This window comes from Komagataeibacter ossonobensis (genome assembly GCF_057359305.1).
This window is the reverse complement of sequence record NZ_JBXAYQ010000001.1, coordinates 1-24,433: the sequence shown is the minus strand read 5'-3', so window position 1 is coordinate 24,433 and position 24,433 is coordinate 1. Positions and strand designations below refer to the sequence as shown.

Genomic DNA, 24,433 nt, shown 5'->3' with positions numbered 1-24,433 from the left:
ACCCTCCAATGTGCGAAAAAGCCCGGAGCAACAGGGCAAAACAGGGTCGGCAAACATTGCCGAAGAAGAGGAAACATTGCTGGGAGAACGAAAAAATGCAGGAAAACCAACACCCCAACCGAGGCGCAATGTGCGCCCTTTTATCTCGCCTCTCATTCCCCATGCCCCAAAGTGCCTGTTCCACCCTACCAGCACCCAATCCGCGATGCTGGTGCCTGCTCCAATGGCCGTGCGCGAACCACTGCAAACCGGCAAGGGAAAGGATGCGTGAACGCGTATTCATGGCGTTGCCACCGATGCGGAAGAAGCGACAAAAAGCCCATCGGAAAGCGGCCTGACAGGTGCAAGACCATGCGCGATGATGTCACTTCGAACATCCTTCGACGGCAGCTTCATTGCAACCGGAACGCCTTTCCTCGCGTCGTCCGATTGCATGACGAAAATCGGTGCACGGGTCCAGAACAGCGGATCAGGATGCGAAACCGGCAGCAACGATTCAGCACCGCCCTGACCGATCAGGGACAGCAATCCGGCGACATAGGCGCGCGTTTCGGGTGGCAGCGGACGTTGCCGATCACGGTAGTCCTCATAGCGCCCCGGCCCGGCGTTATAGGCTGCCAGGAAACCCGGCAAGCCGTAACGATCGTGCATCTCGCGCAGGAACGCAGCGCCCGCGAGGATGTTGTCATGCACATCGAACGGATCGCTTCCCAGCCCGTAACGGGTACGAAGGTCGCTCCAGGTCGCGGGCATGATCTGCATGAGGCCGAGCGCGCCTTTCGATGAAATCGCGCCAATATCACCACCGCTCTCAGCGCTCATGACGGCCCGTATCCATGTGGCGGGAATGTTGAAGCGCTGCACGGCTTCAGCGATCACGGCAGCATAAGGATCGGTGTCAGCGGGCGCTGGAACCGATGCTGCCCGTGACGGATCGATGACGCCCGATACACCGATTGCAATGACACCAACAGCGAGGAAAACCGTGCGTCGCATGGTCTCATTCCCCGCGTTCGACACGCCGTGACGGACGCGTCCAGTTCAGCACCCAGACCGCACGCTCCCCACCGGCACGGAAGAGATTGGCACGGATCGGCTGTGCAAAGGCGGGGTCGTCGAGGGCTACGGCGATGTATTCACCAGCCCTCTCGCCGGTGCGTTTCCAGCCAGCACCAACCTCCGGGCCATCGGCATCGGTGAGATGGATGCGGTAATCCGGGGCATGTTCGGCGTCGGAAAACTCGGCCGGAACGAGAAGGATATCCTGCGCCACGGTGAGGGTGCGGATGCGCCCGGCAAAACCGGTTTTCGTGCGCGTGAAAAGACCGATCTGTGCCATTTCATTGCCCTTTCGGGGACGGATTGAAGGTCACGGTGACAGGCTGCCTGCTCCCGGACAGAAGCCAGACCGGGGTGGCGCGACCGATGACGGTGGACAGGGGCAACAGGCCAAAATACCGACCGTCGAGACTGCGTGGCTCGGCCGGGTTCATGACGAAGAGCTGGTCTGGAGCGAGGTGCTGGCACCCCTGCCAGACGGGCAATGGACGGCCCCGGTGATCGAGGGATTGCGCATCGCCTGCGAATTTTCCGTCGATGGTGACGCGCTGCCCGGTACGGCACACGGACTGCCCCGCGACAGCCGCTACGGGCTTGAGCAGGGGAACAGCGAGAGGAAGGTAACCGCGCGTTGCAAGCAGCCTCGCCTCGCGCTCGGGCAGGCGGACAGCGACCAGATCACCGACATGCGGCGCGGGAACCGGGTGCAATCGGTAGAGCCCGACGGGCACGCTCGCCGTCTCGTTCCAGATCAGGCGTGGCGCAGGATGAACGACCATCGACGCGCCAACACCGAGCACGGCGAAATAGGTCGCAAAGAACCAGCCACGCCGGGTCATGACATCACCTGCCGCCGCTTGAGCCATGCTGAATGCTGCTCGCGCGTATAGGCACGCGGCTCATGTCCGGCCGTGATGCGATGGTGCAGATGCCGCCAGTATTCGGGCGCCGCATCCGCCGGATCGAGACCCAGCGCCTCAATGGCGTCGACCACCCGAAGCACATGTTCGACCCGTGGCCAGCTATCGACACGCAGGAGGATTTCGCCGCCGGGACGCACGAACGGCAAAGTCTGGAACACTTCGCCAGCCCTGACCGCGCGCACGATATCCAGCCGGGAGACGGTGATACCGAGGTCATTGGACGCCCAGCGCACAAAGGCGAAAACACTTCCTGGCGCAAAACTGGAAATGCGACGGCGGTCATCAAGTATCTGCTCGTCGCTGCAATGCCCGAAGCGCAGCCAGTGTTCGATGCGCCTGTCGATCCAGGTCAGTTCGACATGCGTCAGTGCCGCCGGATGCCGATGGGAGATGGGAGGATGCCGGGTCATGGCCCGTCTCCCGGCCCCGTGAAGGGGGCAATGGACGGGCAAGAGGGGTTATCCGCAGAACGGCGCTTCCCATCAACATAAGAGTTAGAGTCTAAGTTAGATAAGTTAAGGGCCGGAATCGCCGTTTCAGGCCAAAGACTTAGCTGGGGTTTGTGCGTGTGAAGTCCCGATAGTCCTGCGTGTGATGTCCCGATAGTGGATGCGTGTGATGTCCTGATACTATTCACATAATTATCCACAGGATGTGTGGATAAGTCGGTTGGCAGGATGCGCAACAACTCGCGCACGCCGGCACGCTCAATGCTCAGGCGATAGCCTGGCAAGGGCTGGCTGGCGGCGGCACGCCGGATCTGGATGGCAAAGTCCGAGGGACGCATCAGGCTGCCGGATTTCTGGTGCAGATGCCCGATCTCGAAAGTCCAGCCGGTAGGTTGGCGACCCGCGTGTTTGCGGGCCACGCGGTAAAGCCAGCGCTCGATGCCGCCCGTCAGCCGGAAATAGGCCGGGTCGATGGCCAGCACCAGCGACCGGTCGATCACGCCACGATAGAGCCATTCCGGAATGACGATCTCGACACCAGCGGCGCGACCGTTGCGGCTGGCGCAGATTTCCCACTCGGTAATCCAGGAAAACTGCTGCCGTCGCCAGTTCTGGCCGTGGCGGATCGTGGTGGCGACCACGGTGGACTGGAGCCGGGCAAGTGCCGCCCTGAGGAGCCCATAATCCCGCGCCCCGGTCTGTCGGCCAATACCGGTGAGCAACTGGTAGGGGGTGAAGCGCAGGAAGCGTGACGTTGTAAGGCCGAGATTTTCCGCCTCGACAATCTGGCTGGCAGCCCAGATCAGCACGTCAGCGTCCCAGATCGTCGCCATGCCGTGCTCGGGCATCCCGAACACCTCGACGCGCGTGTCCCCTGCCGCGTAGAGGATTGGCGTCGTGCGCTTCGTTTTGGACAGCGAGAAAAACGGTCGCTCCATCAGATCGCGCTGGTCGCGCGGGCTGATCTCGCCACTGGCGACAACGAACGGCAGGAGCCTGCTGCGCTCGCTGGCCGTGAGGGTATGACGGGCCTGCATGTCCATCCTCCCCTCACCGGCGATCAAGGCCGGCGGAGCGGGCCTCGTCATAATTCGGATCAGACGTGGACCGGCAGGCGCTGGCGGCAGCCCAGGCGTCGAGGTCGTCGATCAGGTAGACGACACGACCGCCAAGCTTGCGGAAGGTCGGGCCACTGCCATGGCAGCGGTATTTCTCCAGCGTGCGGGGAGAAAGGCCAAGAATCTGCGCGGCCTGATGTGTGCGCAGGTAGCGCGCCGGTGACGGCGCGTGTCTGTCGAGCATGGTATACCTCCATCTGGTCTCGAAGCGCCGCGGGGATGGTGCGGCGGATCGGGATGACGGTGGCGGAGAAAGCGGGCGTTGGGGGTGGACGAAGATTTTTCGAGGTCAGTGTCCACCCCCGCGCGTCGGAGCGTATGCAGGAGGTGCCGGGCGGAGCCGGACGTGAAGCAGCGTGAGGAAAATGGGGGAAAGCAGCGGGAAGGAGCGAAAACCGGCTATGTTATCGCCCGCGTAAAAAATCCAGATAGCCGCCGCTGACCCGGTTCCGGGCGTCAAGAAGCAGGCGCTCCGCATGGCGACGCGCCGCCGTGTTGCGCCATTCGACCGCCGGTAAAGCGGCCTGCCATGAACGATTGACCGCGATGGCGATATCACGGGTGGTGCCGCCCGCTTCGTGAATATCGAAGGCGAGCAGGAGCTGCATCTGCCGCGCGCGCTGCAGCGGCGTGAGTTGAAGAGCGCGCGGAAGCAGGCCAACGCGCTGACCGCGCTGCCTGCGAAAGAAACGCAGCGCCACGTCGAGACGCAGTTCGGCGGCGTCATCCATCGGCAGAAGCACAGCGGGGCGACCGATGGCCAGCGGGTTCAGAAGCCGGAGGTAAAGATCGCCCGTCGCATCGCCGATCACCAGCCACGTGTCGTCTTCCGCATCATGACGGGCCAGGATGGTTCCGAGCACCGCCGGATTGATCGGGGTCACAATGGCGAAATCCGGTGGCGCGGGTGTGAGGATCAGCGTGGCCGGTGAAACCTCGGGCCGCCAGACCATGCGCCCCTGAGGAGCGGGCTTATCGGGCGCATGGACAAAAACAGAGCCCCCAGCGTTGGGCGAACGCCGCGCACTCGGCAGCGGAATCCACGCCCCGGCGGCCAAGCCGCCGTTGCAGACGGGCATAATCGCGGCGATAGGTGGTGTTACGGCGGAGAAATTCGACGGCGAAACCGGAGCGGTCCAGACGGCTGATATGGTCGCGCAGTTCCGGTGAACGCCAGAAGGATGTGGGCATACGGGCCTCCCTGTCTGTCCCCCATGCGGCAAAAGGGGGAGATTCCATCAGCCAGATCGGAAACGGGAGTGCATAGACCCTGATTTCTTATCAGGGAGAGAAGCGCAGGGCCGATGCGCGAGCCGGGGCGAAGCCCGGCTATTGCAGGCGCGGTTGCAACAGATGCTGGAAACCGGCTTCGGTCATCCAGCGCGCCCGTGCCAGATGCCTGTCATGAACAGCCTTCGCACGCACCGGTTCACGAACCGGATCAATTTCGAACAGCACGGCAACGACTTCGCGCCAGTCCGCCCCTTCTTCTTCCGCAACCAGAAGGCGCAGGTAGAGCCCGAGATGCGCTTCGTCGTAGGCGTTCACCCGTACGGTGAGAGGGGGATGGTCGAGGAAAGACGGGTCGGTCATGGCGGCTCCTCATGATACCGCTGCCAGATCGGTTCGATAACAAAGATCGGGATTGCTGACCGGCCTGGCTCGCACGCCCCGCCAGAAATCAGCGCACGCAAGGGGAAAAGAACGACATGAACGGAGCGGATCAGGAGAAATCCGCTCAGCCACGTCCCCGACCCTGCCGCGTCTGGATATCGGAAGTCTCGTTTAGAAACATGACGCCGCGTCCCTGTCCGGACTCGATGAACAGAATGCCCGCCGCTTCCAGCGCGCGACGGACCTGATCGATTGTGCCCTCATGAACGCCCAGACCGCGTTCGGATTCAAGGCGCTTGAGCGCGGTCAATGCTACGAGGGCCTTTTCAGCGAGCCTTTCCTGTGTCCAGTTCAGAAGTGCCCGTGCCGCCCTTACCTGTCGGCCAGTGATCATCCGCGATCACATCCGACACGCAAGGCCTGCACACCAGAAATACGACTATAATAGTCGCATTGTGAATATTCAACGTCGTTCTTTCCGGACGATAGGAAAAAGGAATCGGCGTCCACGCACCATTCAGGCGGCTCCAGTCCTGTCGGACAAGACCGTCGGGCTGACCAGAAAAAAGCCCCCGTCAGGCGGGGGGCTCGGCATCGCGTCGGGCAAGCGCTTCTTTGAGTTCGCGCTCGATCTGCCGGCGCTCGCGCCGGCTGAGGTGAAAGCTGGTCAGTTCGGCGCACAGCATCTGGATGTGGTCGTATAGCGTGGTCATCGTCCTGCTCCTTTCGTTTCTCGAAGACAGGACGCACGGCTCATGCCGGGGCGGACCGGGTCAAGGATCGCCGCAGGCGACCGGCTCGCCGGCGCGTGGGGGAGCCGATTTTGTTCGGCGTGCCCGGCACGGGTGCGTCGGGCAAAATTGGGGGGACCACGCGTCCTTGACGCGGTTCGCCCTCGCGCATGGTACAATGGGAAGGCTAAGGGAAAGCCTCGTGTTCCTCCTGCGTCCCACGTGGGGCGACCAGGATTGCCACCCACACCCCGGAAAAGCACGTGGAAAAAAAGACCCGGAAGGCCCCGCCCGGGGAGACCGGGCGGGGTTGGGTGTGGGAGGGTCAGTCCCCGTTCCGGCTGCGGGGCCGGGTCCAGATCAGGGAGTAGCCCTCGCCGTCCTCGTCGGTGAACAGGTTTGCGAAGATCGGGGCGGCGAAAGAGGGATCATCCAGCTTCAGGCTCAGATAGGTGCGCCCTTCGCTGGAGCGGCGGGTCCAGGCCGCACCGAGTTCAATCCTGCCCAGATAGACGCGGTAGTTGGGGGCGTTGTCGTTGGGACGGTTGGTTTCGGCCACCAGCCGGACGTTGCGGGCCTGCAGGGCCAGGGTGACGATTTCGCCTTCGAAGCCTTCGCCCACCTTCTTGAAGGAACCGATGTTAGCCATTGTCGTGTCTCCATGCTGTTATCGGGCCGCGACCACCGTGGCCTCGATGGCGATCGACCAGCCGGAGGCGAGCGGCAGAGCACCCTTCAGGGCCGCAGCGCAGCGGAGGACGGCAGGGCCGGAACTTTCTTGTCTCGCGAGGAATGACGGCGCAGCCGTCAGGGGAAGAAAGTTCCGGAACGCCGTTGCGGCCAGCCGATCGAGGCGCAGCCGGTCTTCGGCTAGATCAGCCATCCAACAGAGGCCATGGTGTGCGGACCCGACAGCCCCCCAGGAGAGACGATGCCGGCATGACCGGTCCGACAGGTGGGGAACGTGCGACACAGAAGAATATCGCGCTCGCCCGGTGCGACCGTCTTCCATGCTGGTGACACGGGCTGCGGCCTGACACCCGCCCCCGACTGCCACGTCCCTGCTGCGAACGGTTCGGGCCGCATCCTACGGACCCGTCGTTCCAACGAAGGCCTGCCAGCCGGTTGCCCGCTGGACGATCCCTCCTTCGCCGCTGCTGTTTCGACCTGTTCACCGCCGAGGAAGGGGGCCACCGCCTCCCTCATCCATCGTCCCCGCAGTTGGAATGGGGCGAAAGGTCACGCCCCGCACCCGTTCTCTCCGGGTGGGGCCTCCCGGCGCGCGGGCAGTCCCGTTTGCTTCAACCGGAAGCGCGGGCAACGGGGAGCCCGACGGATACTTCTGATCGATCGACGCTCAGCGAAAAATCGTAAGCAGCGATCATCGTTTTCGGGATGTAGTCGAAAGAGACAATGGCGCTTACGCGCCACTATCCTTGCGAAACCTCCAGACCGGGATGCCTATCTGTTTCGCCTTGTCGGCCAGATTATCCTGAATACCGGAACCCGGAAACACCATGACCCCGATGGGCAGGACTTTCAGCAGGGCGTCGTTGCGCCGGAACGGGGCGGCCTTGCCGTGCCGGTTCCAGTCAGGTTTGAAGGCAATCTGCGCGACATCACGATGATCGGCCCAGCGGGAAGCGATGAATTCCGCTCCCTTGGGCGAGCCACCATGCAGCAACACCATATCGGGGTGCTTCTCCCGCACCTTGTCGAGACGGTTCCAGATCAGGTGATGGTCCTCGTAGTCGAGCCCGCCGGTGACCGCGACCTTCGGTCCGGGGGGCACGAGCAATTCGGTTTCGGCCTTGCGGCGGGCGTTGAGGAAATCGCGGCTGTCGATCATCGACGCCGTCAGGGTGCTGCGGCTGACCAGCGAACCGGAACGTGGCCGCCAGGGCGACATCGTCAGGCGTTCGAACTGGTCGCAGGCCAGGTCGCGGAAGATCTCGTAAGCATTGCGTCGCTCCAGCAGGGTCAGGCCCTCGGCGATGAGGCGCTCCAGTTCCACCGAGCGGATCTCGCTGCCATCCTGCTCCTGCTGGCTGCGTTTCTGCGCCACCTCGTTGCGGTCAAGATCACGCTCTACCTGCCCGACCATGCGGTGAAAGACGTTGACCGTGGACCAGAGCAACGGTTCGAGATCGGGTTCCAGCCGCGTGTCCGTCAGAGTGGCTGACAGGGCGTCGAAGATATCGGCAACCGCGCCCTCGATCTGGCTGGCGTCGGGCAGCGGCCTCGCGTCCGGCTCGTCCTCAAACGGACGGTGGCCGTAAAGCTGAAGTTCCGTCAGCACATGGGCGGTGGAAGAGGTAGCGTGGGCGGGTTCGAAATCGTCCTGTGTGCGGGTCATGGGTCTGTCCTCCGGTTCTGGCCGCGCCCCTCGCGGCCTTTCCGGGGGCGGATAGCGGCAGACGAGGGCCGGGCCGGAACCGCGCAACGCGCGGCCGGAACGCAGTGGAGGATGGCAGGGAGACGGCTATTTTGCTTCGCGATGCAAAGCGCGGCACGCGCGGCGGAAAATAGCCGTCTCCGCCATTGCAGGCCCGGTCTGGCTGACGCCCGCTCCCCTTCCTGAAAGGCCGCGGGCGCGCCCCATCAGGAAATGGGACAGCCCCCGCACGGCAGGAAACGACGATGACCCTCCTCCCTTTCCCGGCCCGCCTCAGTGCGTGACCGGATGCAGGAACCGCACCACGTCCTGCGGGGCAAGCTGGGGATGCAGGATCGCCCGCATCGCCCCACGCCCGAGATAGCGGAGATCATCGTTGAAATCTGCCAGACGCGGTGACAGCACAAGGCATTCGATCCCGGCCTCCTGCGTCCGGGCCTGCAGGGTCATCACCGCATGATCCCCGGCCGGATCATCATCGCGCAGCACGTAGAGGCGGCGCAACGTGAACGGAAACATCAGGGCGGCGAGATGCGCCGAGGACAGGCAGGCGGCCAGTGGCAGAGCGGGCATGATCTCATGGAGCGACAGCGCCGTCTCGATCCCCTCGCCCGCGGCCAGAACGTCGGACACCATGCCAAAGCGTACGGCGTGGCCGAGCAGGTCACCCATCGCCCGACGGGGCATGGCGACGGGGGCCTTGCCTTTTCCGTCCCGCGCCAGCCAGGTACGATGAATACCGGTGACGCGGCCATTCAGATCGGTGACAGCGGCGATCAGCGCGGGCCATGTCTCAGTCGGACTATCGGCATCGACGCGATAGTAGCAATCCGAGTGGAAACGCAGGGACGACAGGTCCGTCAGGCGGGTCAGGTCACGATGCCGCAGCCAGGTTTCCGCCCGTGTGCCCGCAATCGGGCGGGACATGGACCAGAGCCGACGTGCGGCGTCTGCGGTGCCAGATGCCTGCCCCGAAGTATCGTGGCTGAACGCATGGGAACGGCCGCGATCAGGGGCCGATCGTGGCTCGGACTGCGGCAGACAGAGAAAGCGCCGGGCCTCGTCGGCGACATCACGAAAATCCAGCAGCCCGAGGCTTTCACGGATGATGTCGAGCAGATCGCCATGCTGTCCCGTCGCGCCATCCGTCCATTTCCCCGCGCGACCACGCCCGTCCGGTCCACCATGCAGGCGGACATAGAGCGACCGCCCCGGGGTGTTATGAACATCCCCGACCAGCCAGTAATTGCCGTGCCGTCGCCCGGCCGAGAGGTAATGGCGACAGACCGCCTCGGCGTTCTCGGCCAGCCTGCGGGCCAGATCGCCAGCACCCCATGATTGCGTATCTGTCATCTCACCCTCCCTGCAGGCTTGATGCCGCCATGATTCCCCCGTAACGGCAGAGGCAACGGGCACAGGCCCGAATGCAAAAGGATAGTTTCATGAAGATTGCCGATCTGGTCGATCATATCGCCACCACCACCGACACGAGCAAGACCGATACCCGCAAGGTGCTGGACGCCCTGATCGAGGCGATGACCACTGCCGCCAAGGCCGGTGATGAAATCACCCTGCCAAACTTCGGCAAGTTCAAGGTCAGGGAAGTCGCCGCCCGCGAAGGCCGCAACCCGGCCACGGGAGCGACCATCCAGATCGCGGCCTCGCGCAAGCTGGCCTTCACGCCCGCCAAGGCGCTCAAGGACAACCTGAACGACTGACCTGCCGACAGGCAAAAGGCGGCGGACCTCGTCCGCCGCCCCTTCCCCATCATGCCACTTTCTGATGATGGGCGCGTTCATCCGACCTTCTCCATCAGCTTGCGTGCCCTGCCCTCCAGATCCAGTCGTGTGTCCTGGTTGGTCTTCGTACGGGCCAACGCCGTAATTCCCTGTACGAAATCGAACACGCTCTCGGGCTTGCGTCCCTCCTCGTTCAGCACTGTTTCGATGATCCTGGTGGTTTCCGGTTTGGAGAACCCACGACGACGCAGGAAACTTTCCCGATCTTCGTCGGTTTTTGCCACCAGCGCTCGACGCGAGGCCTGAATGCCCGAGACAAACGACGCCGGGCTAGCCGTGGCGAAATTCCGCAGGGCCGGTGTGGCCTGATGCACGAAACGCGAGGCCGCGAACTTGCTATGCCGGATCGTGATCTGTTCGAAATTTTCTACGCCCCACAAAAGGCGGTTTTGACACACCCCACGCAGATAGAATGACGCAATGCCGAGGCTCTTGCTGCCAACTTCGGAATTCCAGGCATAGAAGCCCCGGAAATAGAGATCGGGATCGCCGTTGGGCAGACGCCCGGCTTCGATCGGGTGTGTATCATCCACAAGGAACAGGAACACGTCCCTGTCTGACGCATACAGCGTCGTAGTTTCCTTGGTGATATCCACATACGGATTATGGGTCATGGTGGCCCAGTCGATCACACCCGGCACCTTCCAGTTGGTATCACCTGTGCCGTTACCGGCAATTTTCCGCACCGCACCGACCAGTTCATGGTCCCAGATGCGGCCGTAATCGGGGCCGGTCACGGCGCGCAGTTCTACGCGTCCGTCCTCGGTTTCCAGCGTCTTGACCAGCTCGGCCCGGTGCGACAGCAGCCCGTGCTGCAGATTGATCGCCGCCAGTGGGGCCGGCAGGTTACGCAGGTACGACGATGGCGCGCCGACCAGGCTGCACATCTGGCCAAACGACCAGTGCGTGGGCGCAACCGGGTCATTCTGCCCCGGCACGGTCAGGGTCAGGCGCTCGGCATTGTCGCGCGAGGCCTCGACGCGAATGGCGCGGCTTTCCACCGTACGGGCGGTGGCCCGATCCGCCCGCGCCAGTGTGGCGGCATGCAGGTCGGACAGCGACAGGTAGCGCTCGTCATCGGGCCGCGAGAACCATTCGGACGAGACGCGGGCGCTACGCTCCCCACGCGAAGGATCGATCCGGAAGCTGCCGGACGCGGCGCCACGGGACGCAGGGGGCAGGATGGTGGTTGTGGTCATGGAAAACTCTCCTCTATGCCGGTTATTCGGCACCCAAGGCGAAGCCGCCCTCTCCCTCTTTCCGGGACACCGGACATGAAAAAAGCGGCTTCCGGTCACCGGAAGCCGCTGTCTCAAAGTTCCTAGATCTCATAAGGGCTACTCGGCGGCGATGGCCTCCATACCCTCGTCCACCGTTGCCGTTTCAACCGACACCTGCTCTGCACCACCTGTCGTGCGCAACGCTTCGGGCAGCCAGCCCGAACCATCGAGCAGCCGCTCGGCCTCGCGCGCCATGTCGGGCTTCTTCAGGTGGGCAATACGGTCAGCCGCCTCGTCACCGCGTGCTTCCCGCACCGCCTGCAGGATGCGGGCCTTGGTGACGCGCCCGAGATAGTTCTCGACCGTGGGCTGCCAGCCTGCCTCCACCAGATCGAGGCTGAGGGCAGATGCCAGACGGTCTGCACGCTTGAGACGTTCGGTGACGCTGCGCTGGGACACCGCGCCATAGGCGGGCATGCGCTCGTAGAGCGCGTTGATGCCGAAGGACAGGCAATGCGCTAGCAGTGCCATGCGGCTGGCATCGTCCAGCCCGTCGATCCAGCACCACAGCGCATCCTCGTCCTCGGGCAGATCGTGCTTCCAGCCCTCGTTGCGCTGGCGCAGCGCGTGGACTGGCAGGCTGCCCGGCATGTCGGGCGACTGGACCGGCAGCGGGATTTCCCGGACATAGGCTTCAAGGCAATCCGCACCCGGCGTCTGCCAGTAAACATCACGCACCAGCGTATGCAGGAATTCAGTCAGGGCGATATGCGGGTTGCTGGCAAACGCGTCCCGAAGGGCCAGCGTGCGCCAGGCCGTCAGTTCGGTGAGCAACCGGTCTGGCAGCGGCTTGATCCCGTCTTCCTCCTCGGGTTCGACGTCGGGAGAGATACCGTCGCCCTCCCCATCCTCATCATAGCCATGGCCTGTGGTATCGTCGTCGTGCTGATCATGCGGATGATGACCGTATTCATCGGCGCTGCCCGCATCATCGGTCTCTTCGGGCTCGGCCGGCATGTCCTCGGGCAGGACGAAGCCCCGCTCCACCTGCAGCGTGCCATCACTGTCGAGGCTGACGAACGCCCCCGCCCGCGCCATGTCAGCGGAATCGAACGTCAGGGGCCGTTCTTCCAGGGCAAGAATGGCCTGTTCGATCTCGCCCAGCCGCGCCTCGACCTCGTCCGGATATTCATCGGCCTGGGCGTATTCAGCCTCGATACTTTCCTGCTCGGTATGAAGGGCCTCGAGACGGGCCGTCTCTTCATCGGTCAGGGGCACTTCCGTGCCATCGATCTCGACGAACTGCCGTGTGTGACCCCATGGGAAAGATAGGGCCGTCTCGACCCATTTCCAGCCCTCGGCGCGGATATCCTCTGCGGCTGCATGCAATTTTTCCATGACCAGCCGGTCCACAATAGCCGGATCCTGCAGCCAGCCGCCGTCATCGGCCTCGAACAGGTCGCGCATGACGTGGCCACCCGCTACGATATAGGCCTCCAGCCCGACGAAACGGGCACGGGCATCCGAAACCCGCACGGTCTTCTCCGTCAGCATGCGGCGAATGACATAGGGTTCACGGTTATGGCTCTGGGACACGATGTCCCAGACCTGTTCCTGGCGGGCGTGGTCATCGCTGATGGAAAAGGCCATCAACTGCTCCAGCTTCATGCCATCCTGCTCATAGATATCCAGCAGCGTGTCGGAAACGGTCATCAGCCGCAAACGCTGTTTAACCACGGCCGGTGCGACAAAGAACGCTGCGGCGATTTCCTCTTCAGACATGCCTTTTTCCAGCATGTCACGGAAGGCACGAAACTGATCCAGCGGGTGCAGGGCCACGCGCTGGACGTTTTCGGCCAGGGAGTCGTCCTCGGCGAGAATGGCCGATCCGGCCTCGCGCACCACGCACGGTACCGAGGCCGTCTTTGCCAGCTTCTTCTGCTTCACCAGCAGTTCGAGGGCACGGAAGCGCCGGCCGCCAGCGGGCACTTCATAGGTGCCGGTCTCGGTTCCTTCGTCATTCAAAACGGGACGGACATTCAGGCTCTGCAGCAGCCCGCGGCGCTCGATGTCGCGGGCCAGTTCCTCGATCGACAGGCCGGACTTCACGCGCCTCACGTTGGACTGGGACAGCGCCAGCCGGTTGAACGGGATGTCACGGGACGAACTCAGGCTGATTTTGGGAATAGCGGTCGCCATGGCGAAAACTCCATGACGGGCGGACAGGAGACTCTCTCCCATCCTCTCAACCCGTCACGAAAATCCGCGCAGCCCTCTGACTCTAAAAGCTCCGGACACGCCCAAAATCCGCAGCCTTTTCCCGGCAGGAAACGACAGCAATGGCGAATGTCTGGAATTGAGAAGAAATCAGAGAAACCGGGCAATGTAAAAGAAAAGCACGACCAGGTTTTAATTATGGATTTCGAAACAAATACTTAAACGACCAAAGAAGGTAAAGCAGCGAATTCGATAAAATCCTGCAGATATCGAACCTCTTCATCAGTTTCGCGGTAACCAAGAAATATCTGCTTTGCAATGCCCTTTTTACCAAGCTTGACCGGGTAAAGGTCAAAGCGTGGTGTATACTCTTCCACAAGCCAGCGTGGAAGTGCTGCAACGCCCCTTCCATGTGCCACCATCACCAGCATGATATCCGTAGTTTCAATCTGTTTCTGCTGCCGCGGACCAATACCGGCAGGCTGCAGAAACTGCGTATAGATATCCAGCCGCTCGGACAGAACGGGATAGGTGATCAATGTTTCGCCAGCAAGCTGTTCCGGCAGGACGAACTTCTCATTCCGCAGAGGGTGTTCAGGGCCAACGGCCAGAACGAGTTCATAATCGAATACCGGTGTGAATTTCAGGCCGGGTTTGTAAAGCGGATCAGGGGTGACCACGATGTCAATCTCATTGCTGAACAACGCGCCAATACCGCCAAACTGGAACTTCTGCCGTACATCCACGTCAACTTTGGGCCATCGCTCCAGATACGGAGAGACGACTTTCAGAAGCCATTGATAGCAGGGATGACACTCCATGCCGATGCGGAGTGTACCACGTCCGCCATTTGCGAACTGTTCAAGGCGGCTTTCCGCCAGCTCGAATTGAGGAAGCAGGCGGTTCGCCAGAGCAAGCAGCCATTCGCCTGCCTGATTGAGCACAAGGGAGCGTCCCTCCCGCCGCCATATCTTTACGCCAAGCTGCTGTTCAATCTTGCGGATGGCGTGACTGAGCGCCGGCTGGGTCAGGTTCAGACGCATCCCTGCGGCCGTCAATGAGCCTTCTCGCGCGACTTCCCGAATAATTGTCAGATGATTGCGCTCCAGAACACCCATGGCTTACCTCTCGTAATGCACCAAATTTATATAATCATAAAAATATATCATTTCAGTTCACTTCCATAAATTTTTATCATGATGGCTTACATGATTCTTTCGGATAGTTTTCCATGATCCCGACCGATAATCGTGGCCTCCTGTGCTTTGACTCTGAATACAAATTCGATCTCCTGCATAAGACATGCACGGAAAGAGCCGTTTCCCTGCAACTGACATGACAGACAGACTGAACGGATTGGTGTCGGAACAACGGATCGGTAACCTGCTGTCGTGCAGCCGCGACATGCCGACACCTGCGCTTTCCTTTGAATTCATCCCGCCAAGAACAGAACCTATGGAGCAGCGGTTATGGCAGTGCATCCGGCGCCTTGCACCGCTTTCGCCCCACTTTGTGTCCGTGACCTATGGTGCGGGCGGAAGCACTCAGGCCAGCACTTATGCTACGGTGTTGCGCCTCAGGCGTGAGACTGACCTCGTACCGGCTGCCCATCTGACATGTGTCGGCGCGACGCGGGAGGAAGTCGATGCTGTCGCCCGCAGGTATTGGGAAGCAGGGGTGAAGCACATCGTGGCACTGCGCGGCGATCCGCCTGCCGGCGCGGTCGGCTACACGCCCCATCCGGGTGGTTACGCCTATGCCAGCGATCTTGTCCCAGGGCTGCGTCGCATCGCCGATTTTGACATCTCCGTCGCTGCCTACCCGGAAACGCATCCGGCGGCCCTGAGCCCTGAAGCCGATCTCGACAACCTCAAACGCAAGCTCGATGCGGGGGCAACACGCGCCATCACGCAGTATTTCTTTGATGCTTCGACCTGTCTGCGCTTCCTTGAGCGGTGTCAGTCCGCTGGTATCACCGCGCCCATCATTCCGGGCATCATGCCGGTCTCGAATTACGAGCATGTGGCACGCTTCTCGACGCTCTGCGGGGTCACGGTGCCGGTCTGGCTCACGCGTCTTTTTGAAGACACCGACGGAAACCTGGAACTCCGGCGCATTGTCGCCAGTATCGTGGCGGTGGAACAGATCCGGACCTTGCAAACCAACGGTATCAACGAATTTCATATCTCCACGCTGAATCGCGCGGACCCGACTTTTGCAATCGCCCATATCCTCGGACTGCGGACGACCGGCCGTTGCATGTCGGATAATGTGGCAGATTATTCGGAACAGGAAGAGACAACCGATGAACGAGAAGCCGAGACAGAGTCTGACACCCCCGGACGGGCAGAAGAAGGTGCTTCTCCATTCATGCTGCGCACCATGTTCGGGTGAGGTGATGGAGGCGATGATAGCATCGGGCATCGACTACACGATCTTCTTCTACACCCCGAACATCCACCCCGAGCGGGAGTATCTCCTCCGGAAGGACGAGAATATCCGCTTTGCCGACAAGCATGGCGTTCCATTTGTCGACGCCGACTATGACAAGGACGACTGGTTCGCCCGGGCAAAAGGCATGGAGTGGGAGCCCGAACGTGGTGTGCGCTGCACCATGTGCTTCGACATGCGCTTCGAGCGGACCGCCCTCTACGCCCATGAGCATGATTTCCCGGTCATGACCAGTTCGCTCGGCATTTCACGATGGAAGAACATGGCGCAGATCAACGAATGCGGGCAACGCGCCGTGTCTCCCTATGACGGGCTGTCCTACTGGGATTTCAACTGGCGCAAAGGGGGAGGGTCCGCGCGGATGATCGAGATCAGCAAGCAGGAACGCTTCTACCAGCAGGAATATTGCGGCTGCGCCTATTCGCTGCGGGATACCAATGCGCATCGTCGCAGCCAGGGCCGCCCGGCGATCGAACTTGGCAAGCTGTATTATGGGACGAACGATGACGCCTCATAGCACGCCGCAGGACGAGGAAACGTTTTCCGACACCTCGACGATTATGCCCCCCCTGAACGAGCAGGCCCGTCATGGAACCGGTCCATCCCTGACCTGCGACGATCCGGAGAACGACAATCCTGATGATGAAAGTCCGTTCGGATGCCCATGTTGCATGGTGCCCTGGTTTCGTTGAGCCGGATGAAATGCGGCTCAGGCTTTGACGCACACCATGCCACAGACCCTTGCCGCAGACATCATGCGCTATCTTCAAAGGCCTGATCGCCAGGTACTGTCCAAAGGAGAACAGATATCCCGTTTTGTCGATTTCCTCTCGGAAACTCACAAAATGATCGACTGCCGACGGGAAGAGTATCGAAAGCGTTTGCGCCGGTTCGGTCATGTCCTCAGTGCTGCCTGGCCCATGACAGGTATGGCAAGAGATGTCGAACGCCTGATTACAGCGATGGAGGACATCTGCACACGCCCCTCACGCCTGCCAGGCTTCAGAGCGCGCTGCGCATTTCCAGTCGGGAACGCATCCAATGAACCCGCGAGGGGAAACTCCGACCGATCGCAACCAAGGTCCTAAAGGACCGGGGCACTTCTCGCTGGCGTTGCATAGCGCGGAAGATGTTACGAGAGTGTTGACGTCCCTGGAAATTCTGGCGTCATGGAGGACATGAAGCGCCTCCTGCTTGCCCGAGGGAGAGCGCATCGACATGGTTGTCTCTACCTCTCTCCCTCTTTCGGAATCCACTTGCGGCAGTCTGTCAGGCGGAAAGTTCTCTGCGAACGATTTCCGCACCCGCGCCCAGAGCATGGAGCTTGCCCCGCGCCACGTCACGCGGCAAAGGTGCCATGCCGCAGTTGGTGCAGGGATAAAGCTTGTCGGCGTCGACAAACTGAAGCGCCTTTCGTAGGATATCAGCGACTTTTTCAGGCGTCTCAACCGTGTTGGTGGCCACGTCAATGGCGCCGACCATCACCTTTTTCCCACGAATGAGTTCGATCAGATCCATCGGCACGCGAGAGTTCTGACACTCCAGGGAAATCAGGTCGATATTGGATTTCTGGAGCTTGGGGAAAATCTCTTCATACTGCCGCCACTCTTCCCCAAGAGCATTTTTCCAGTCGATATTGGCTTTGATGCCATAGCCGTAGCAGATATGGACGGCGGTTTCACACTTGAGGCCTTCGATGGCCTTTTCCAGTGTGGCGATGCCCCAATCATTCACCTCATCAAAGAAAACATTGAAGGCAGGTTCATCGAACTGGATGATATCGACGCCAGCGGCTTCCAGTTCCCTCGCTTCCTGATTGAGGATTTTGGCAAATTCCCACGCCAGTTTTTCGCGGCTTTTGTAGTGACCGTCGTAGAGCGTGTCGATCATGGTCATGGGGCCAGGGAGCGCCCACTTGATCGGCTTCTTCGTCAACGAGCGTAAAAACGTCGCATCCTCGACAAAGACGGGCTTCTCACGCGTCACGGCGCCGACGACGGACGGCACGCTCGCATCGTAGCGGTTGCGAATTCTGACCGTCTGACGGTTATCAAAGTCGACACCGCTGAGGTGTTCGATGAACGTCGTGACGAAATGTTGGCGCGTCTGTTCGCCATCGCTGACGATATCGATGCCGGCCCGGTCCTGATCGTCCAGGGTCAGACGCAACGCATCCTGTTTACCTTCTACAAGTTCCTCGCCCTGCAATTTCCAGGGCGACCAAAGCTTCTCGGGCTCGGCGAGCCATGACGGCTTGGGCAGGCTACCAGCCGTTGATGTGGGGAGCAGTGTTTTCATGAAAGATGACCCTGTATTCTGATTGATCAGGCGGCGTAGCTGGCGGACCACTGCTCAAGAGCATGGTGATAGGGTTCGATGAAATTTTCTTCCGTATACTTGCCCTGCGCGGTCGCCAGCTGGGTACGCTCCTCCCGATCGTAGACAATGCGAGTGTTTGAATAATCCTGATGCTTCAGGCTTGGCTTATAACAGTCCGCTGCCGCAGCATTAGCGTTGTAGATTTCCGGACGGTAGATTTTCTGGAAGGACTCCATCGTGCTGATAGTGCTGATAAGCTCAAGCGTGGAGTAATCAGAGAGAAGATCACCGAAGAAATAGAAGGCCAGAGGTGCCGCACTGTTCTTGGGCATGAAATAACGAACCTCCATCCCCATTTTTTTGAAATATTGATCGGTCAGGGAAAATTCGCGCTGTTCAAATTCAACACCCAGAACAGGGTGCTGATTTTCTGTCCGATGATAGGTTCGGTTGGTTGAGACACTAAGGCATATGACCGGAAGCTTTTTGAAATTCTTCTTGTAGGCAGTCGAATTCACAACGCTCTTGAAGAGATTGCCATGCAGATCCCCGTAATTGTGGGGAACGCTGAACTCCGTCTTGTCTTTGTTGTAGTTCGGCAGCAACACGCTGAAATCGTAGTCTCGGACATATGACGAGAAACTGTTCCCAGCGAGACCTTCTATGCGCTTGTTGTGCTTTTGATCGACAATCGTTGTGTAAAGAACTTCGATCAGCGGAAAGCTGTCGTTCTTGCCGGCAAAGGCAAGGTCCATCTCAATGGAAACGATTTCAAGTTCGACGGAGTAGCGATCCCCCATGGAGTTGTCCCAATGCGCCAGGCCATTGAAACGATTGTCAATCATCCTGAGCACGTTGCGCAGGTTTTTCTGACGGCTTTCTCCTCTTGCCAGATTGGCGAAATTGGTCGTGAGACGCGTTCTGTCGGATGGATGATAATTCTCATCGAAGCGAATGCGCTTTATTTCAAATGCAGTTTCCCTGATCATTGAAGCCTTCATCATGTCTGCAGTTAAGAGCCTTACCCGTCTTATGCCGGAAGACTCCATTGAACAGAAATGATTTGATTTCATCAAACCATAAATATCATTCATGGAACGATGTGATCAGGGTCACACCGAAAATGGATAAGTTCAGAGACCGACCTGCCCGCCTTCATCTGACTGCGGAGCAGGCCAATGACTTGAGAGGCGCAGACGTGCTTCTGCCAAACCGCCCCGATGAGATAAAAGAAGTCATCAGGGAAAGAGGCTGCGACAGCAACCAGATCAGGTTATCGCTTGCAGAACGCAATATCACAGCCTGTATTCCGCCGGCGAAGAAACGGAAATCAAAACGACCTTACAATTGGCATCTGTATAAAAAGCGCCATCCGATCGAAAACATGCGTGCAAAGCGGAAAGACTGGCGAAGGAAGGCGACACGATACGACCGCTGCACTCATACATTCATTGTTCGCAATCCACATCGCAGCAAGCGTCATCTTCTACCTCAAAGAATGAATGCTGAGCCTAATCACGACTCCCGTGAACAAGCAGATTCGCCTCGCACCTGCCCTGCAAGGAGTTAGACACATTGATATACGTCAGCGGCTATTGCTTTCTGAGTTCGAGCCATAACACGTCATAAGTCCCAAGTATCCTGCCAGGGATTCATGAGCAGGAACCACCTGGTTCCCAAATAAAGATTCCACCAAAGACGTTCCATTCCACTCCCTGATTCGATAAAGCGTTGCAAAAACACCCTGGTAACTCTGGGCCCCCTGCCCGAGAACAAGTTCTGAGCCTCGGCGGACGTTGTCCATCATCCAGGCCGGCAACCGCAAGTGATAAGGGTTACGTTTCAATTCTTTCCCGTGACAAAGAAGCGCATCAATAAGATGAGCAACGACCTCTGGAGTGGCACCAACCAGAAGATTTGGGGATTTCATAGGTGCCCAGTATTCAGTTTCCACAACCAGACAGCTCAGCTGAGGGCAGCGTGACAGCGCCGCCATAACCAGCCGGTTCGTACCCACATGCGTACGATTCCAGTCTTCCGCGTGGGGCATAAAAACAATGTCGGGCTTTTCTTTTTGCAGGAGTTCCGCAATCGATCTCACGGCATTAAGCCACCTGCGAGGATTATCACGCGCGGCCGTATCTGTGACATCTGAAAAACCCGTGCCTTCTGGCGCATAAAATGAAAACCCTATGTTGTTACAGGCGTTACGCGCCTCCTCAAGGCGTTCTGACCGTCGACAGAGCAGGCTTCCGGCTGTTACGGCCACGTTCATCACAGAAGCAGACATTTCCCTCATAAGACGAAGCGGTAACGTACCAGTAATGATTTCATCGTCGGGGTGTGGAGAGAACAGGACGCAGCGAGGACCGGACGTAACATGTTGAGTCATCACCGTATGGGCGACGTGCCATTCCTCGCGTTCCGCCGAGGCAAACGTTTCATGTATGGTACGAACATACCGAAGGCACTTTTCAAATGACGACGATTCCATCTTACATCCATCCAAACACACCGCCTGCTGGTGCTGACTATTGAGTAATTTCGCACACAGTCCTCTGCCTTTGGCAAACTATTATATTATAACGTAACAGTTGATTCAGAAAGAGTTCCGCCCAAAACAGCGCCGCGAAGACGTCCCTCGATTTCAGGAAGACACGCAGCTGCCAACAGGGACAGCGAGCCGGCAATCTGAGCGCAAATGCCAGCGTCTCCTGACTTTCGCCAAGCATAGCAATATAGCATATTGCATATATCAAAACATCTACTGATTATCGCGCCTGTGCCGTGGAACGAAATGCCGTAGGAATGTTACAATCCGATCGGTTACCAGAAGCCGGTGTCCGCTGGCAGCATCTGACGCGGCTAGAGGGTGTTATGTACTTTCGTTCCTGATTGGTGCAGTAATGAGGGATGGCACCCGCACGCAAACCGTATCCCTCTGATGTATCAGACGAAGAATGGTCTCTGGTCGTTCCGTATCTGGTCCTGATGCGAGAGGACGCGGAACAGCGGCGGCATGATCTGCGCGAACTGTTCAACGGGTTGCGCTACGTGATCCGCTACGGGATTGCCTGGCGCGCGATGCCAAACGATCTGCCGCCGTGGTCGGCGGTTTGTCAGCAGTCTCGTCGTTGGATGGATGCCGGCTGCTTCGAGACGCTGGCCTGCGATCTACGTGCCGTCTTGCGCATGGCTTCTGGTCGCCTGCCGGAACCCACTGCAGCCATCCTCGACAGCCGGACATTACGTTCGACACCCGAGAGCGGGCCTCGCGCCGGTTACGACGGGGCCAAACGCAAACGGGGCTCGAAGCTGCATATGGCTGTGGATACGCTGGGCCACCTGCTGGCCCTGCATGTCACGCCAGCCAATCGGGATGATCGCGCCGAGGTCGGACGCCTCGCCGCTGCCATTCAGGAGGCCACTGACGAAAGCGTCGAACTGGCCTATGTCGATCAGGGATATACGGGCTCAAAACCAGACGAGGCGGCTCGCACGCACGGTATCGCACTCGAAGTCGTCAAGTTGCCCGAAGCCAAGCGCGGCTTTGTCCTGCTGCCGCGCCGATGGGTCGTCGAGCGATCTTTCGCATGGGCCACACGATTCCGCAGGCTCGTCAAGGACTACGAGCGTTACGCTTCAACCCTCGCAAGTCTCCATGTCGTCGCTTTCGCATGTTTCATGCTCAGAAACGCCGCTATACTCGCTCAAGGTGCATAACACCCTCTAGCCAATCAGAGTTATGCACGTCTGGATCTGGAAGAAGCCCAAAGGCTCTATCAGGACGCTCTGGCGGAGGCCACCGGGATTCTGGTCGATTTTCAGGAGACGGGACTACCGCTCTCTGCTCCCGCCATTTTTAGCATATCGTGTCAGAATCTGACCGATCTGTTTCTGAGGGAGCGGCAGGCTGAAAAAGCTGCTTATTTTCGACATTCTGCCTGTAACGAACTGTCTCGTCTCGCAAGCCTGCCTGACCTCCCCCTGCAGGCGCGGCACGCTTGCGCGGAGCTTCTGCGCTGGGCTGTTGCCTGGGTGATGGAACATGAAAATGACTCCCTCCCCCTGTCGGAAGAAACTGAAGCACTTGTGACTCGCGCGCGCACTGTAGCGCTTAACGTTTACACGATTGCCGGCCACGTGGTGCAAACCCGGCTGGAAGACGCCCCGGCTACGGGACGCCCCTCCTAAACGAGGGCTCTTCTAAAATAGAACTGGAATATCACATGTTTAAGCTCCCCGAGCTTCCATATGCTCCCGACGCACTCGCGCCCTACATGTCAGCCGAGACGCTTGAATACCACCACGGAAAGCATCATAAGGCTTACGTTGACAAGCTCAACGAACTCACTGCCAGCGGTCCATTTCACGGACTGGCTCTTGATGAAATTATCCGGAAAACAGCGTCCGACCCCGAGCAGAAGGTTCTGTTCAACCAGGCCGGCCAGCACTGGAACCATTCCTTTTTCTGGCTTAGCATGAAAGCAAAAGGCGGCGGATCTATTCCTGCGTCTCTCGAAAAACAGCTTGTTTCGGATTTCGGTTCTCTGGGTAATTTCAAAACGGAATTCAAAAATGCCTGTCTGGCCCAGTTCGGGAGCGGGTGGGGCTGGCTCGTACATGATGGTCAGAAACTGACCATTACCAAAACAGCTAACGCAGACACCCCGCTTGCACATGGCCAAACAGCCTTGTTGACATGTGATGTATGGGAACACGCCTATTATATCGATTATCGCAACATGCGACCGAAATATGTGGAGGCCTTCCTGACAGATCTGGTGGACTGGGAGATGGTTGAACAGCGTTACCGGACAGCGATCTCAGCAGCGTGAAGGGCCTGAGGCACGCCAGCGTCTAAGCAAGCGCACTCGCGCGTCATGCACGAAATTAATGAAATACGTGCGCGGGTCCGTCTTCGGAACCGTCGCGCGCATGCAGTCCTGGATGGGGGGTGATCTGCTTCGGGGTGGTCATCGCCCTGCAGGATTCACGACACACGACTCACGCATGAGGCCCCGCCAGGATATCCTACGTGCCTCAATCCACCATCCTGCCAGAGCCTCCCGGAATCCCGTGACATTCTCCCGAAAGCGCGACAAATCCGATAATCGTGAAAATGCACGACAACGCGAACAGAATCTCTTTGATATAGTACGAACTGCACGGACAGTTTCAAGCGTGTTCACTTCCGGTCGACATCAAAACACGACTGCTGAGAAGCATAACTGAACCACCGAACCCTTCGTTCCGTCAAAATTCCAGAACATCCCTTTTTCGCAGCTCTCCCAGCAACGGCAACAAAGGCAATCCAAGTATTGTTGAGTAATCGCCACCGACGTGTTCAAAGAGCTGGCCCCCCGGTCCTTCCACACGGTAAGCTCCGACGCACTGCAGACAGTTTTCTGCCTCCTGCTGAAGGTATTTTTCGATAAATCTGTCCGAGAACATCCGCATTGTCAGCGTCGCATGGGACAGATGTCTCCAGACAATCTCCGTCCTGTCCAAAAGAACGACCGCACTGTGCAGCACATGTGTGCGTCCCCGCAGGCTTCTCAGCTGGGCTCCAGCAGCGTCAAGATTCAGAGGCTTGTCGAACCATGCTCCTTCGCACTCCAGCATCTGATCGGCACCGATTATCAAACAGTGCTCTTCAGAACTCATCTGTGCGCAGCGCTGTGATGCCACTAAACACGCTTTTTCCTCAGCGAGTTTGAGAGCCACCTCCCTGACGTTGCGTCCTTCTGCTTTCCAGTGTGACTTGAGCCCATCCTCGTCAACAGACGCAGGATAGCACGCGCACTCTATGCCGCTCTGCTTCAGTAACTTGAGTCTGGTCTGCGAGCCGCTCGCCAGAATCAGCCTTATGGCATCGTTTTTCATCAGGTCGCCAGCCCTCTCACGAGGACATGATTTTCCGGGGAACATCAGGAAGCGGGCCTGTCAGTCGCATCAAATCTTAGCGGCATTCCCGCGGGTTCCCCGAGAAGTTCTCCTTCCCACATCACCCGCTTCCCTCTTATGACGGTGCCGACAGGTCTCCCCGTCAGCCTCTTGCCCACGAAAGGAGACCAGCCGCATTTCGATGCCAGCCAGCGTTCCTCAATGGTCCAGGATGCCCTGAGATCGACGATT

General features: G+C 59.4%; 27 protein-coding genes and 2 pseudogenes. 6 read left to right on the top strand and 23 right to left on the bottom strand.

Annotated features, from left to right (window positions below; all coding sequences use genetic code 11):
* Positions 1-279 precede the first annotated feature (279 nt).
* From AC1RQ9_RS00145 to AC1RQ9_RS00075, 15 genes are all read right to left on the bottom strand, one after another.
* A complete protein-coding gene (locus AC1RQ9_RS00145; RefSeq protein ID WP_078527169.1) occupies positions 280-996 on the bottom strand; it encodes a lytic transglycosylase domain-containing protein in 717 nt (238 codons plus the stop codon).
* Positions 997-1,000: 4 nt separating this feature from the next.
* Complete coding sequence (locus AC1RQ9_RS00140) at positions 1,001-1,339, bottom strand: DUF736 domain-containing protein (protein ID WP_039733991.1); 339 nt, start codon at positions 1,337-1,339, stop codon at positions 1,001-1,003.
* A 1-nt stretch (position 1,340) separates the two neighbouring features.
* A complete protein-coding gene (locus tag AC1RQ9_RS00135; RefSeq protein ID WP_078527167.1) occupies positions 1,341-1,898 on the bottom strand; it encodes a S26 family signal peptidase in 558 nt (185 codons plus the stop codon).
* A complete protein-coding gene (locus AC1RQ9_RS00130) occupies positions 1,895-2,392 on the bottom strand; it encodes a DUF2840 domain-containing protein (RefSeq protein WP_078527165.1) in 498 nt (165 codons plus the stop codon). The genes AC1RQ9_RS00135 and AC1RQ9_RS00130 overlap by 4 nt, the downstream gene beginning before the upstream one ends.
* On the bottom strand, positions 2,389-3,474 hold the full coding sequence (locus tag AC1RQ9_RS00125; protein ID WP_205836618.1) for a replication initiator protein A: 1,086 nt from the start codon (positions 3,472-3,474) through the stop codon (positions 2,389-2,391). Before AC1RQ9_RS00125 ends, AC1RQ9_RS00130 begins: the two co-directional genes overlap by 4 nt.
* A 7-nt stretch (positions 3,475-3,481) precedes the next feature.
* Positions 3,482-3,733: a helix-turn-helix transcriptional regulator gene (locus AC1RQ9_RS00120; RefSeq protein ID WP_078527163.1), complete on the bottom strand. Its 252-nt coding sequence runs from the start codon at positions 3,731-3,733 to the stop codon at positions 3,482-3,484.
* A 220-nt stretch (positions 3,734-3,953) separates the two neighbouring features.
* On the bottom strand, positions 3,954-4,502 hold the full coding sequence (locus tag AC1RQ9_RS00115) for a DUF2285 domain-containing protein (protein WP_230975644.1): 549 nt from the start codon (positions 4,500-4,502) through the stop codon (positions 3,954-3,956).
* Between the two features lie 19 nt (positions 4,503-4,521).
* On the bottom strand, positions 4,522-4,740 hold the full coding sequence (locus AC1RQ9_RS00110; RefSeq protein WP_078527161.1) for a transcriptional regulator domain-containing protein: 219 nt from the start codon (positions 4,738-4,740) through the stop codon (positions 4,522-4,524).
* Positions 4,741-4,878: 138 nt separating this feature from the next.
* Entirely contained in the window at positions 4,879-5,142 is a 264-nt protein-coding gene (locus tag AC1RQ9_RS00105) for a DUF2285 domain-containing protein (protein ID WP_078527159.1), read from the bottom strand.
* A gap of 145 nt (positions 5,143-5,287) precedes the next feature.
* Positions 5,288-5,557, bottom strand: a complete 270-nt coding sequence (locus tag AC1RQ9_RS00100; RefSeq protein WP_078527157.1) for a helix-turn-helix domain-containing protein — start codon at positions 5,555-5,557, stop codon at positions 5,288-5,290.
* Between the two features lie 181 nt (positions 5,558-5,738).
* On the bottom strand, positions 5,739-5,876 hold the full coding sequence (locus tag AC1RQ9_RS00095; protein ID WP_167370233.1) for a hypothetical protein: 138 nt from the start codon (positions 5,874-5,876) through the stop codon (positions 5,739-5,741).
* Between the two features lie 343 nt (positions 5,877-6,219).
* Positions 6,220-6,543 (bottom strand): DUF736 domain-containing protein, encoded by a 324-nt coding sequence (locus tag AC1RQ9_RS00090; protein WP_007396851.1) that lies wholly within the window; start codon positions 6,541-6,543, stop codon positions 6,220-6,222.
* A gap of 18 nt (positions 6,544-6,561) precedes the next feature.
* Positions 6,562-6,777: a hypothetical protein gene (locus tag AC1RQ9_RS00085; RefSeq protein WP_078527155.1), complete on the bottom strand. Its 216-nt coding sequence runs from the start codon at positions 6,775-6,777 to the stop codon at positions 6,562-6,564.
* Between the two features lie 537 nt (positions 6,778-7,314).
* Positions 7,315-8,250 (bottom strand): DUF2493 domain-containing protein, encoded by a 936-nt coding sequence (locus AC1RQ9_RS00080; protein WP_078527153.1) that lies wholly within the window; start codon positions 8,248-8,250, stop codon positions 7,315-7,317.
* Positions 8,251-8,562: 312 nt separating this feature from the next.
* A complete protein-coding gene (locus tag AC1RQ9_RS00075) occupies positions 8,563-9,642 on the bottom strand; it encodes a DUF7146 domain-containing protein (RefSeq protein WP_078527151.1) in 1,080 nt (359 codons plus the stop codon).
* An 89-nt stretch (positions 9,643-9,731) separates the two neighbouring features.
* Between AC1RQ9_RS00075 and AC1RQ9_RS00070 the strand changes: the two genes are divergently transcribed.
* On the top strand, positions 9,732-10,007 hold the full coding sequence (locus tag AC1RQ9_RS00070) for an HU family DNA-binding protein (RefSeq protein ID WP_078527149.1): 276 nt from the start codon (positions 9,732-9,734) through the stop codon (positions 10,005-10,007).
* Between the two features lie 77 nt (positions 10,008-10,084).
* Here AC1RQ9_RS00070 and AC1RQ9_RS00065 read toward each other — a convergent pair whose 3' ends face one another.
* The 3 genes from AC1RQ9_RS00065 to AC1RQ9_RS00055 all read right to left on the bottom strand — a co-directional run bounded on the left by AC1RQ9_RS00065 (position 10,085) and on the right by AC1RQ9_RS00055 (position 14,643).
* Entirely contained in the window at positions 10,085-11,287 is a 1,203-nt protein-coding gene (locus AC1RQ9_RS00065; RefSeq protein ID WP_078527147.1) for a DUF932 domain-containing protein, read from the bottom strand.
* Between the two features lie 138 nt (positions 11,288-11,425).
* Positions 11,426-13,507 carry a ParB/RepB/Spo0J family partition protein gene (locus AC1RQ9_RS00060; protein ID WP_078527145.1) on the bottom strand — a complete coding sequence of 694 codons (2,082 nt, stop codon included), beginning with the start codon at positions 13,505-13,507 and terminating at the stop codon, positions 11,426-11,428.
* Positions 13,508-13,743: 236 nt separating this feature from the next.
* Entirely contained in the window at positions 13,744-14,643 is a 900-nt protein-coding gene (locus tag AC1RQ9_RS00055; RefSeq protein WP_078527143.1) for a LysR family transcriptional regulator, read from the bottom strand.
* Between the two features lie 217 nt (positions 14,644-14,860).
* On the opposite strand from AC1RQ9_RS00055, the gene metF reads away from it, so the two are divergent.
* Both metF and AC1RQ9_RS00045 read left to right on the top strand, forming a co-directional pair.
* Positions 14,861-15,919 carry a methylenetetrahydrofolate reductase [NAD(P)H] gene (gene metF, locus AC1RQ9_RS00050; RefSeq protein ID WP_078527141.1) on the top strand — a complete coding sequence of 353 codons (1,059 nt, stop codon included), beginning with the start codon at positions 14,861-14,863 and terminating at the stop codon, positions 15,917-15,919.
* Positions 15,920-15,923: 4 nt separating this feature from the next.
* Entirely contained in the window at positions 15,924-16,493 is a 570-nt protein-coding gene (locus AC1RQ9_RS00045) for an epoxyqueuosine reductase QueH (RefSeq protein ID WP_236944517.1), read from the top strand.
* Positions 16,494-17,245: 752 nt separating this feature from the next.
* Here the strand turns inward: AC1RQ9_RS00045 and AC1RQ9_RS00040 are convergent.
* Both AC1RQ9_RS00040 and AC1RQ9_RS00035 read right to left on the bottom strand, forming a co-directional pair.
* Positions 17,246-18,274 (bottom strand): methionine synthase, encoded by a 1,029-nt coding sequence (locus AC1RQ9_RS00040; protein WP_078527137.1) that lies wholly within the window; start codon positions 18,272-18,274, stop codon positions 17,246-17,248.
* 26 nt (positions 18,275-18,300) lie between these two features.
* On the bottom strand, positions 18,301-19,284 hold the full coding sequence (locus tag AC1RQ9_RS00035; RefSeq protein WP_078528166.1) for a DUF1852 domain-containing protein: 984 nt from the start codon (positions 19,282-19,284) through the stop codon (positions 18,301-18,303).
* A gap of 311 nt (positions 19,285-19,595) precedes the next feature.
* Between AC1RQ9_RS00035 and AC1RQ9_RS00030 the strand changes: the two are divergent.
* Positions 19,596-19,797 (top strand): annotated as a pseudogene (locus tag AC1RQ9_RS00030) (IS5/IS1182 family transposase); the annotation flags it as partial.
* A gap of 83 nt (positions 19,798-19,880) precedes the next feature.
* Here AC1RQ9_RS00030 and AC1RQ9_RS00025 read toward each other — a convergent pair.
* Positions 19,881-20,789: a PIG-L deacetylase family protein gene (locus AC1RQ9_RS00025; RefSeq protein WP_078527135.1), complete on the bottom strand. Its 909-nt coding sequence runs from the start codon at positions 20,787-20,789 to the stop codon at positions 19,881-19,883.
* Between the two features lie 419 nt (positions 20,790-21,208).
* On the opposite strand from AC1RQ9_RS00025, the gene AC1RQ9_RS00020 reads away from it, so the two are divergent.
* Positions 21,209-22,018, top strand: coding sequence for an IS5 family transposase (locus AC1RQ9_RS00020; protein WP_078527133.1), 810 nt, complete (start codon positions 21,209-21,211; stop codon positions 22,016-22,018).
* Positions 22,019-22,524: 506 nt separating this feature from the next.
* Complete coding sequence (locus AC1RQ9_RS00015) at positions 22,525-23,133, top strand: superoxide dismutase (protein ID WP_078527130.1); 609 nt, start codon at positions 22,525-22,527, stop codon at positions 23,131-23,133.
* 418 nt (positions 23,134-23,551) lie between these two features.
* Here the strand turns inward: AC1RQ9_RS00015 and AC1RQ9_RS00010 are convergent, their stop codons facing one another.
* Positions 23,552-24,181 carry a Maf family protein gene (locus tag AC1RQ9_RS00010; protein WP_078528163.1) on the bottom strand — a complete coding sequence of 210 codons (630 nt, stop codon included), beginning with the start codon at positions 24,179-24,181 and terminating at the stop codon, positions 23,552-23,554.
* Between the two features lie 44 nt (positions 24,182-24,225).
* Positions 24,226-24,433, bottom strand: a pseudogene (locus AC1RQ9_RS00005) (dihydroorotase); the annotation flags it as partial.

Bases quoted from the DNA above. Each gene is read 5' to 3' on its own strand.
- AC1RQ9_RS00015 (WP_078527130.1), top strand. From the start codon at position 22,525: ATGTTTAAGCTCCCCGAGCTTCCATATGCTCCCGACGCACTCGCGCCC.
- AC1RQ9_RS00125 (WP_205836618.1), bottom strand. From the start codon at position 3,474: ATGGACATGCAGGCCCGTCATACCCTCACGGCCAGCGAGCGCAGCAGG.
- AC1RQ9_RS00040 (WP_078527137.1), bottom strand. From the start codon at position 18,274: ATGAAAACACTGCTCCCCACATCAACGGCTGGTAGCCTGCCCAAGCCG.
- metF (WP_078527141.1), top strand. From the start codon at position 14,861: ATGACAGACAGACTGAACGGATTGGTGTCGGAACAACGGATCGGTAAC.
- AC1RQ9_RS00065 (WP_078527147.1), bottom strand. From the start codon at position 11,287: ATGACCACAACCACCATCCTGCCCCCTGCGTCCCGTGGCGCCGCGTCC.
- AC1RQ9_RS00075 (WP_078527151.1), bottom strand. From the start codon at position 9,642: ATGACAGATACGCAATCATGGGGTGCTGGCGATCTGGCCCGCAGGCTG.
- AC1RQ9_RS00130 (WP_078527165.1), bottom strand. From the start codon at position 2,392: ATGACCCGGCATCCTCCCATCTCCCATCGGCATCCGGCGGCACTGACG.
- AC1RQ9_RS00145 (WP_078527169.1), bottom strand. From the start codon at position 996: ATGCGACGCACGGTTTTCCTCGCTGTTGGTGTCATTGCAATCGGTGTA.
- AC1RQ9_RS00010 (WP_078528163.1), bottom strand. From the start codon at position 24,181: ATGAAAAACGATGCCATAAGGCTGATTCTGGCGAGCGGCTCGCAGACC.
- AC1RQ9_RS00085 (WP_078527155.1), bottom strand. From the start codon at position 6,777: ATGGCTGATCTAGCCGAAGACCGGCTGCGCCTCGATCGGCTGGCCGCA.
- AC1RQ9_RS00060 (WP_078527145.1), bottom strand. From the start codon at position 13,507: ATGGCGACCGCTATTCCCAAAATCAGCCTGAGTTCGTCCCGTGACATC.
- AC1RQ9_RS00135 (WP_078527167.1), bottom strand. From the start codon at position 1,898: ATGACCCGGCGTGGCTGGTTCTTTGCGACCTATTTCGCCGTGCTCGGT.
- AC1RQ9_RS00055 (WP_078527143.1), bottom strand. From the start codon at position 14,643: ATGGGTGTTCTGGAGCGCAATCATCTGACAATTATTCGGGAAGTCGCG.
- AC1RQ9_RS00045 (WP_236944517.1), top strand. From the start codon at position 15,924: ATGGAGGCGATGATAGCATCGGGCATCGACTACACGATCTTCTTCTAC.
- AC1RQ9_RS00035 (WP_078528166.1), bottom strand. From the start codon at position 19,284: ATGATCAGGGAAACTGCATTTGAAATAAAGCGCATTCGCTTCGATGAG.
- AC1RQ9_RS00080 (WP_078527153.1), bottom strand. From the start codon at position 8,250: ATGACCCGCACACAGGACGATTTCGAACCCGCCCACGCTACCTCTTCC.
- AC1RQ9_RS00120 (WP_078527163.1), bottom strand. From the start codon at position 3,733: ATGCTCGACAGACACGCGCCGTCACCGGCGCGCTACCTGCGCACACAT.
- AC1RQ9_RS00095 (WP_167370233.1), bottom strand. From the start codon at position 5,876: ATGACCACGCTATACGACCACATCCAGATGCTGTGCGCCGAACTGACC.
- AC1RQ9_RS00090 (WP_007396851.1), bottom strand. From the start codon at position 6,543: ATGGCTAACATCGGTTCCTTCAAGAAGGTGGGCGAAGGCTTCGAAGGC.
- AC1RQ9_RS00070 (WP_078527149.1), top strand. From the start codon at position 9,732: ATGAAGATTGCCGATCTGGTCGATCATATCGCCACCACCACCGACACG.
- AC1RQ9_RS00025 (WP_078527135.1), bottom strand. From the start codon at position 20,789: ATGGAATCGTCGTCATTTGAAAAGTGCCTTCGGTATGTTCGTACCATA.
- AC1RQ9_RS00140 (WP_039733991.1), bottom strand. From the start codon at position 1,339: ATGGCACAGATCGGTCTTTTCACGCGCACGAAAACCGGTTTTGCCGGG.
- AC1RQ9_RS00020 (WP_078527133.1), top strand. From the start codon at position 21,209: ATGGCACCCGCACGCAAACCGTATCCCTCTGATGTATCAGACGAAGAA.
- AC1RQ9_RS00110 (WP_078527161.1), bottom strand. From the start codon at position 4,740: ATGCCCACATCCTTCTGGCGTTCACCGGAACTGCGCGACCATATCAGC.
- AC1RQ9_RS00105 (WP_078527159.1), bottom strand. From the start codon at position 5,142: ATGACCGACCCGTCTTTCCTCGACCATCCCCCTCTCACCGTACGGGTG.
- AC1RQ9_RS00100 (WP_078527157.1), bottom strand. From the start codon at position 5,557: ATGATCACTGGCCGACAGGTAAGGGCGGCACGGGCACTTCTGAACTGG.
- AC1RQ9_RS00115 (WP_230975644.1), bottom strand. From the start codon at position 4,502: ATGGTCTGGCGGCCCGAGGTTTCACCGGCCACGCTGATCCTCACACCC.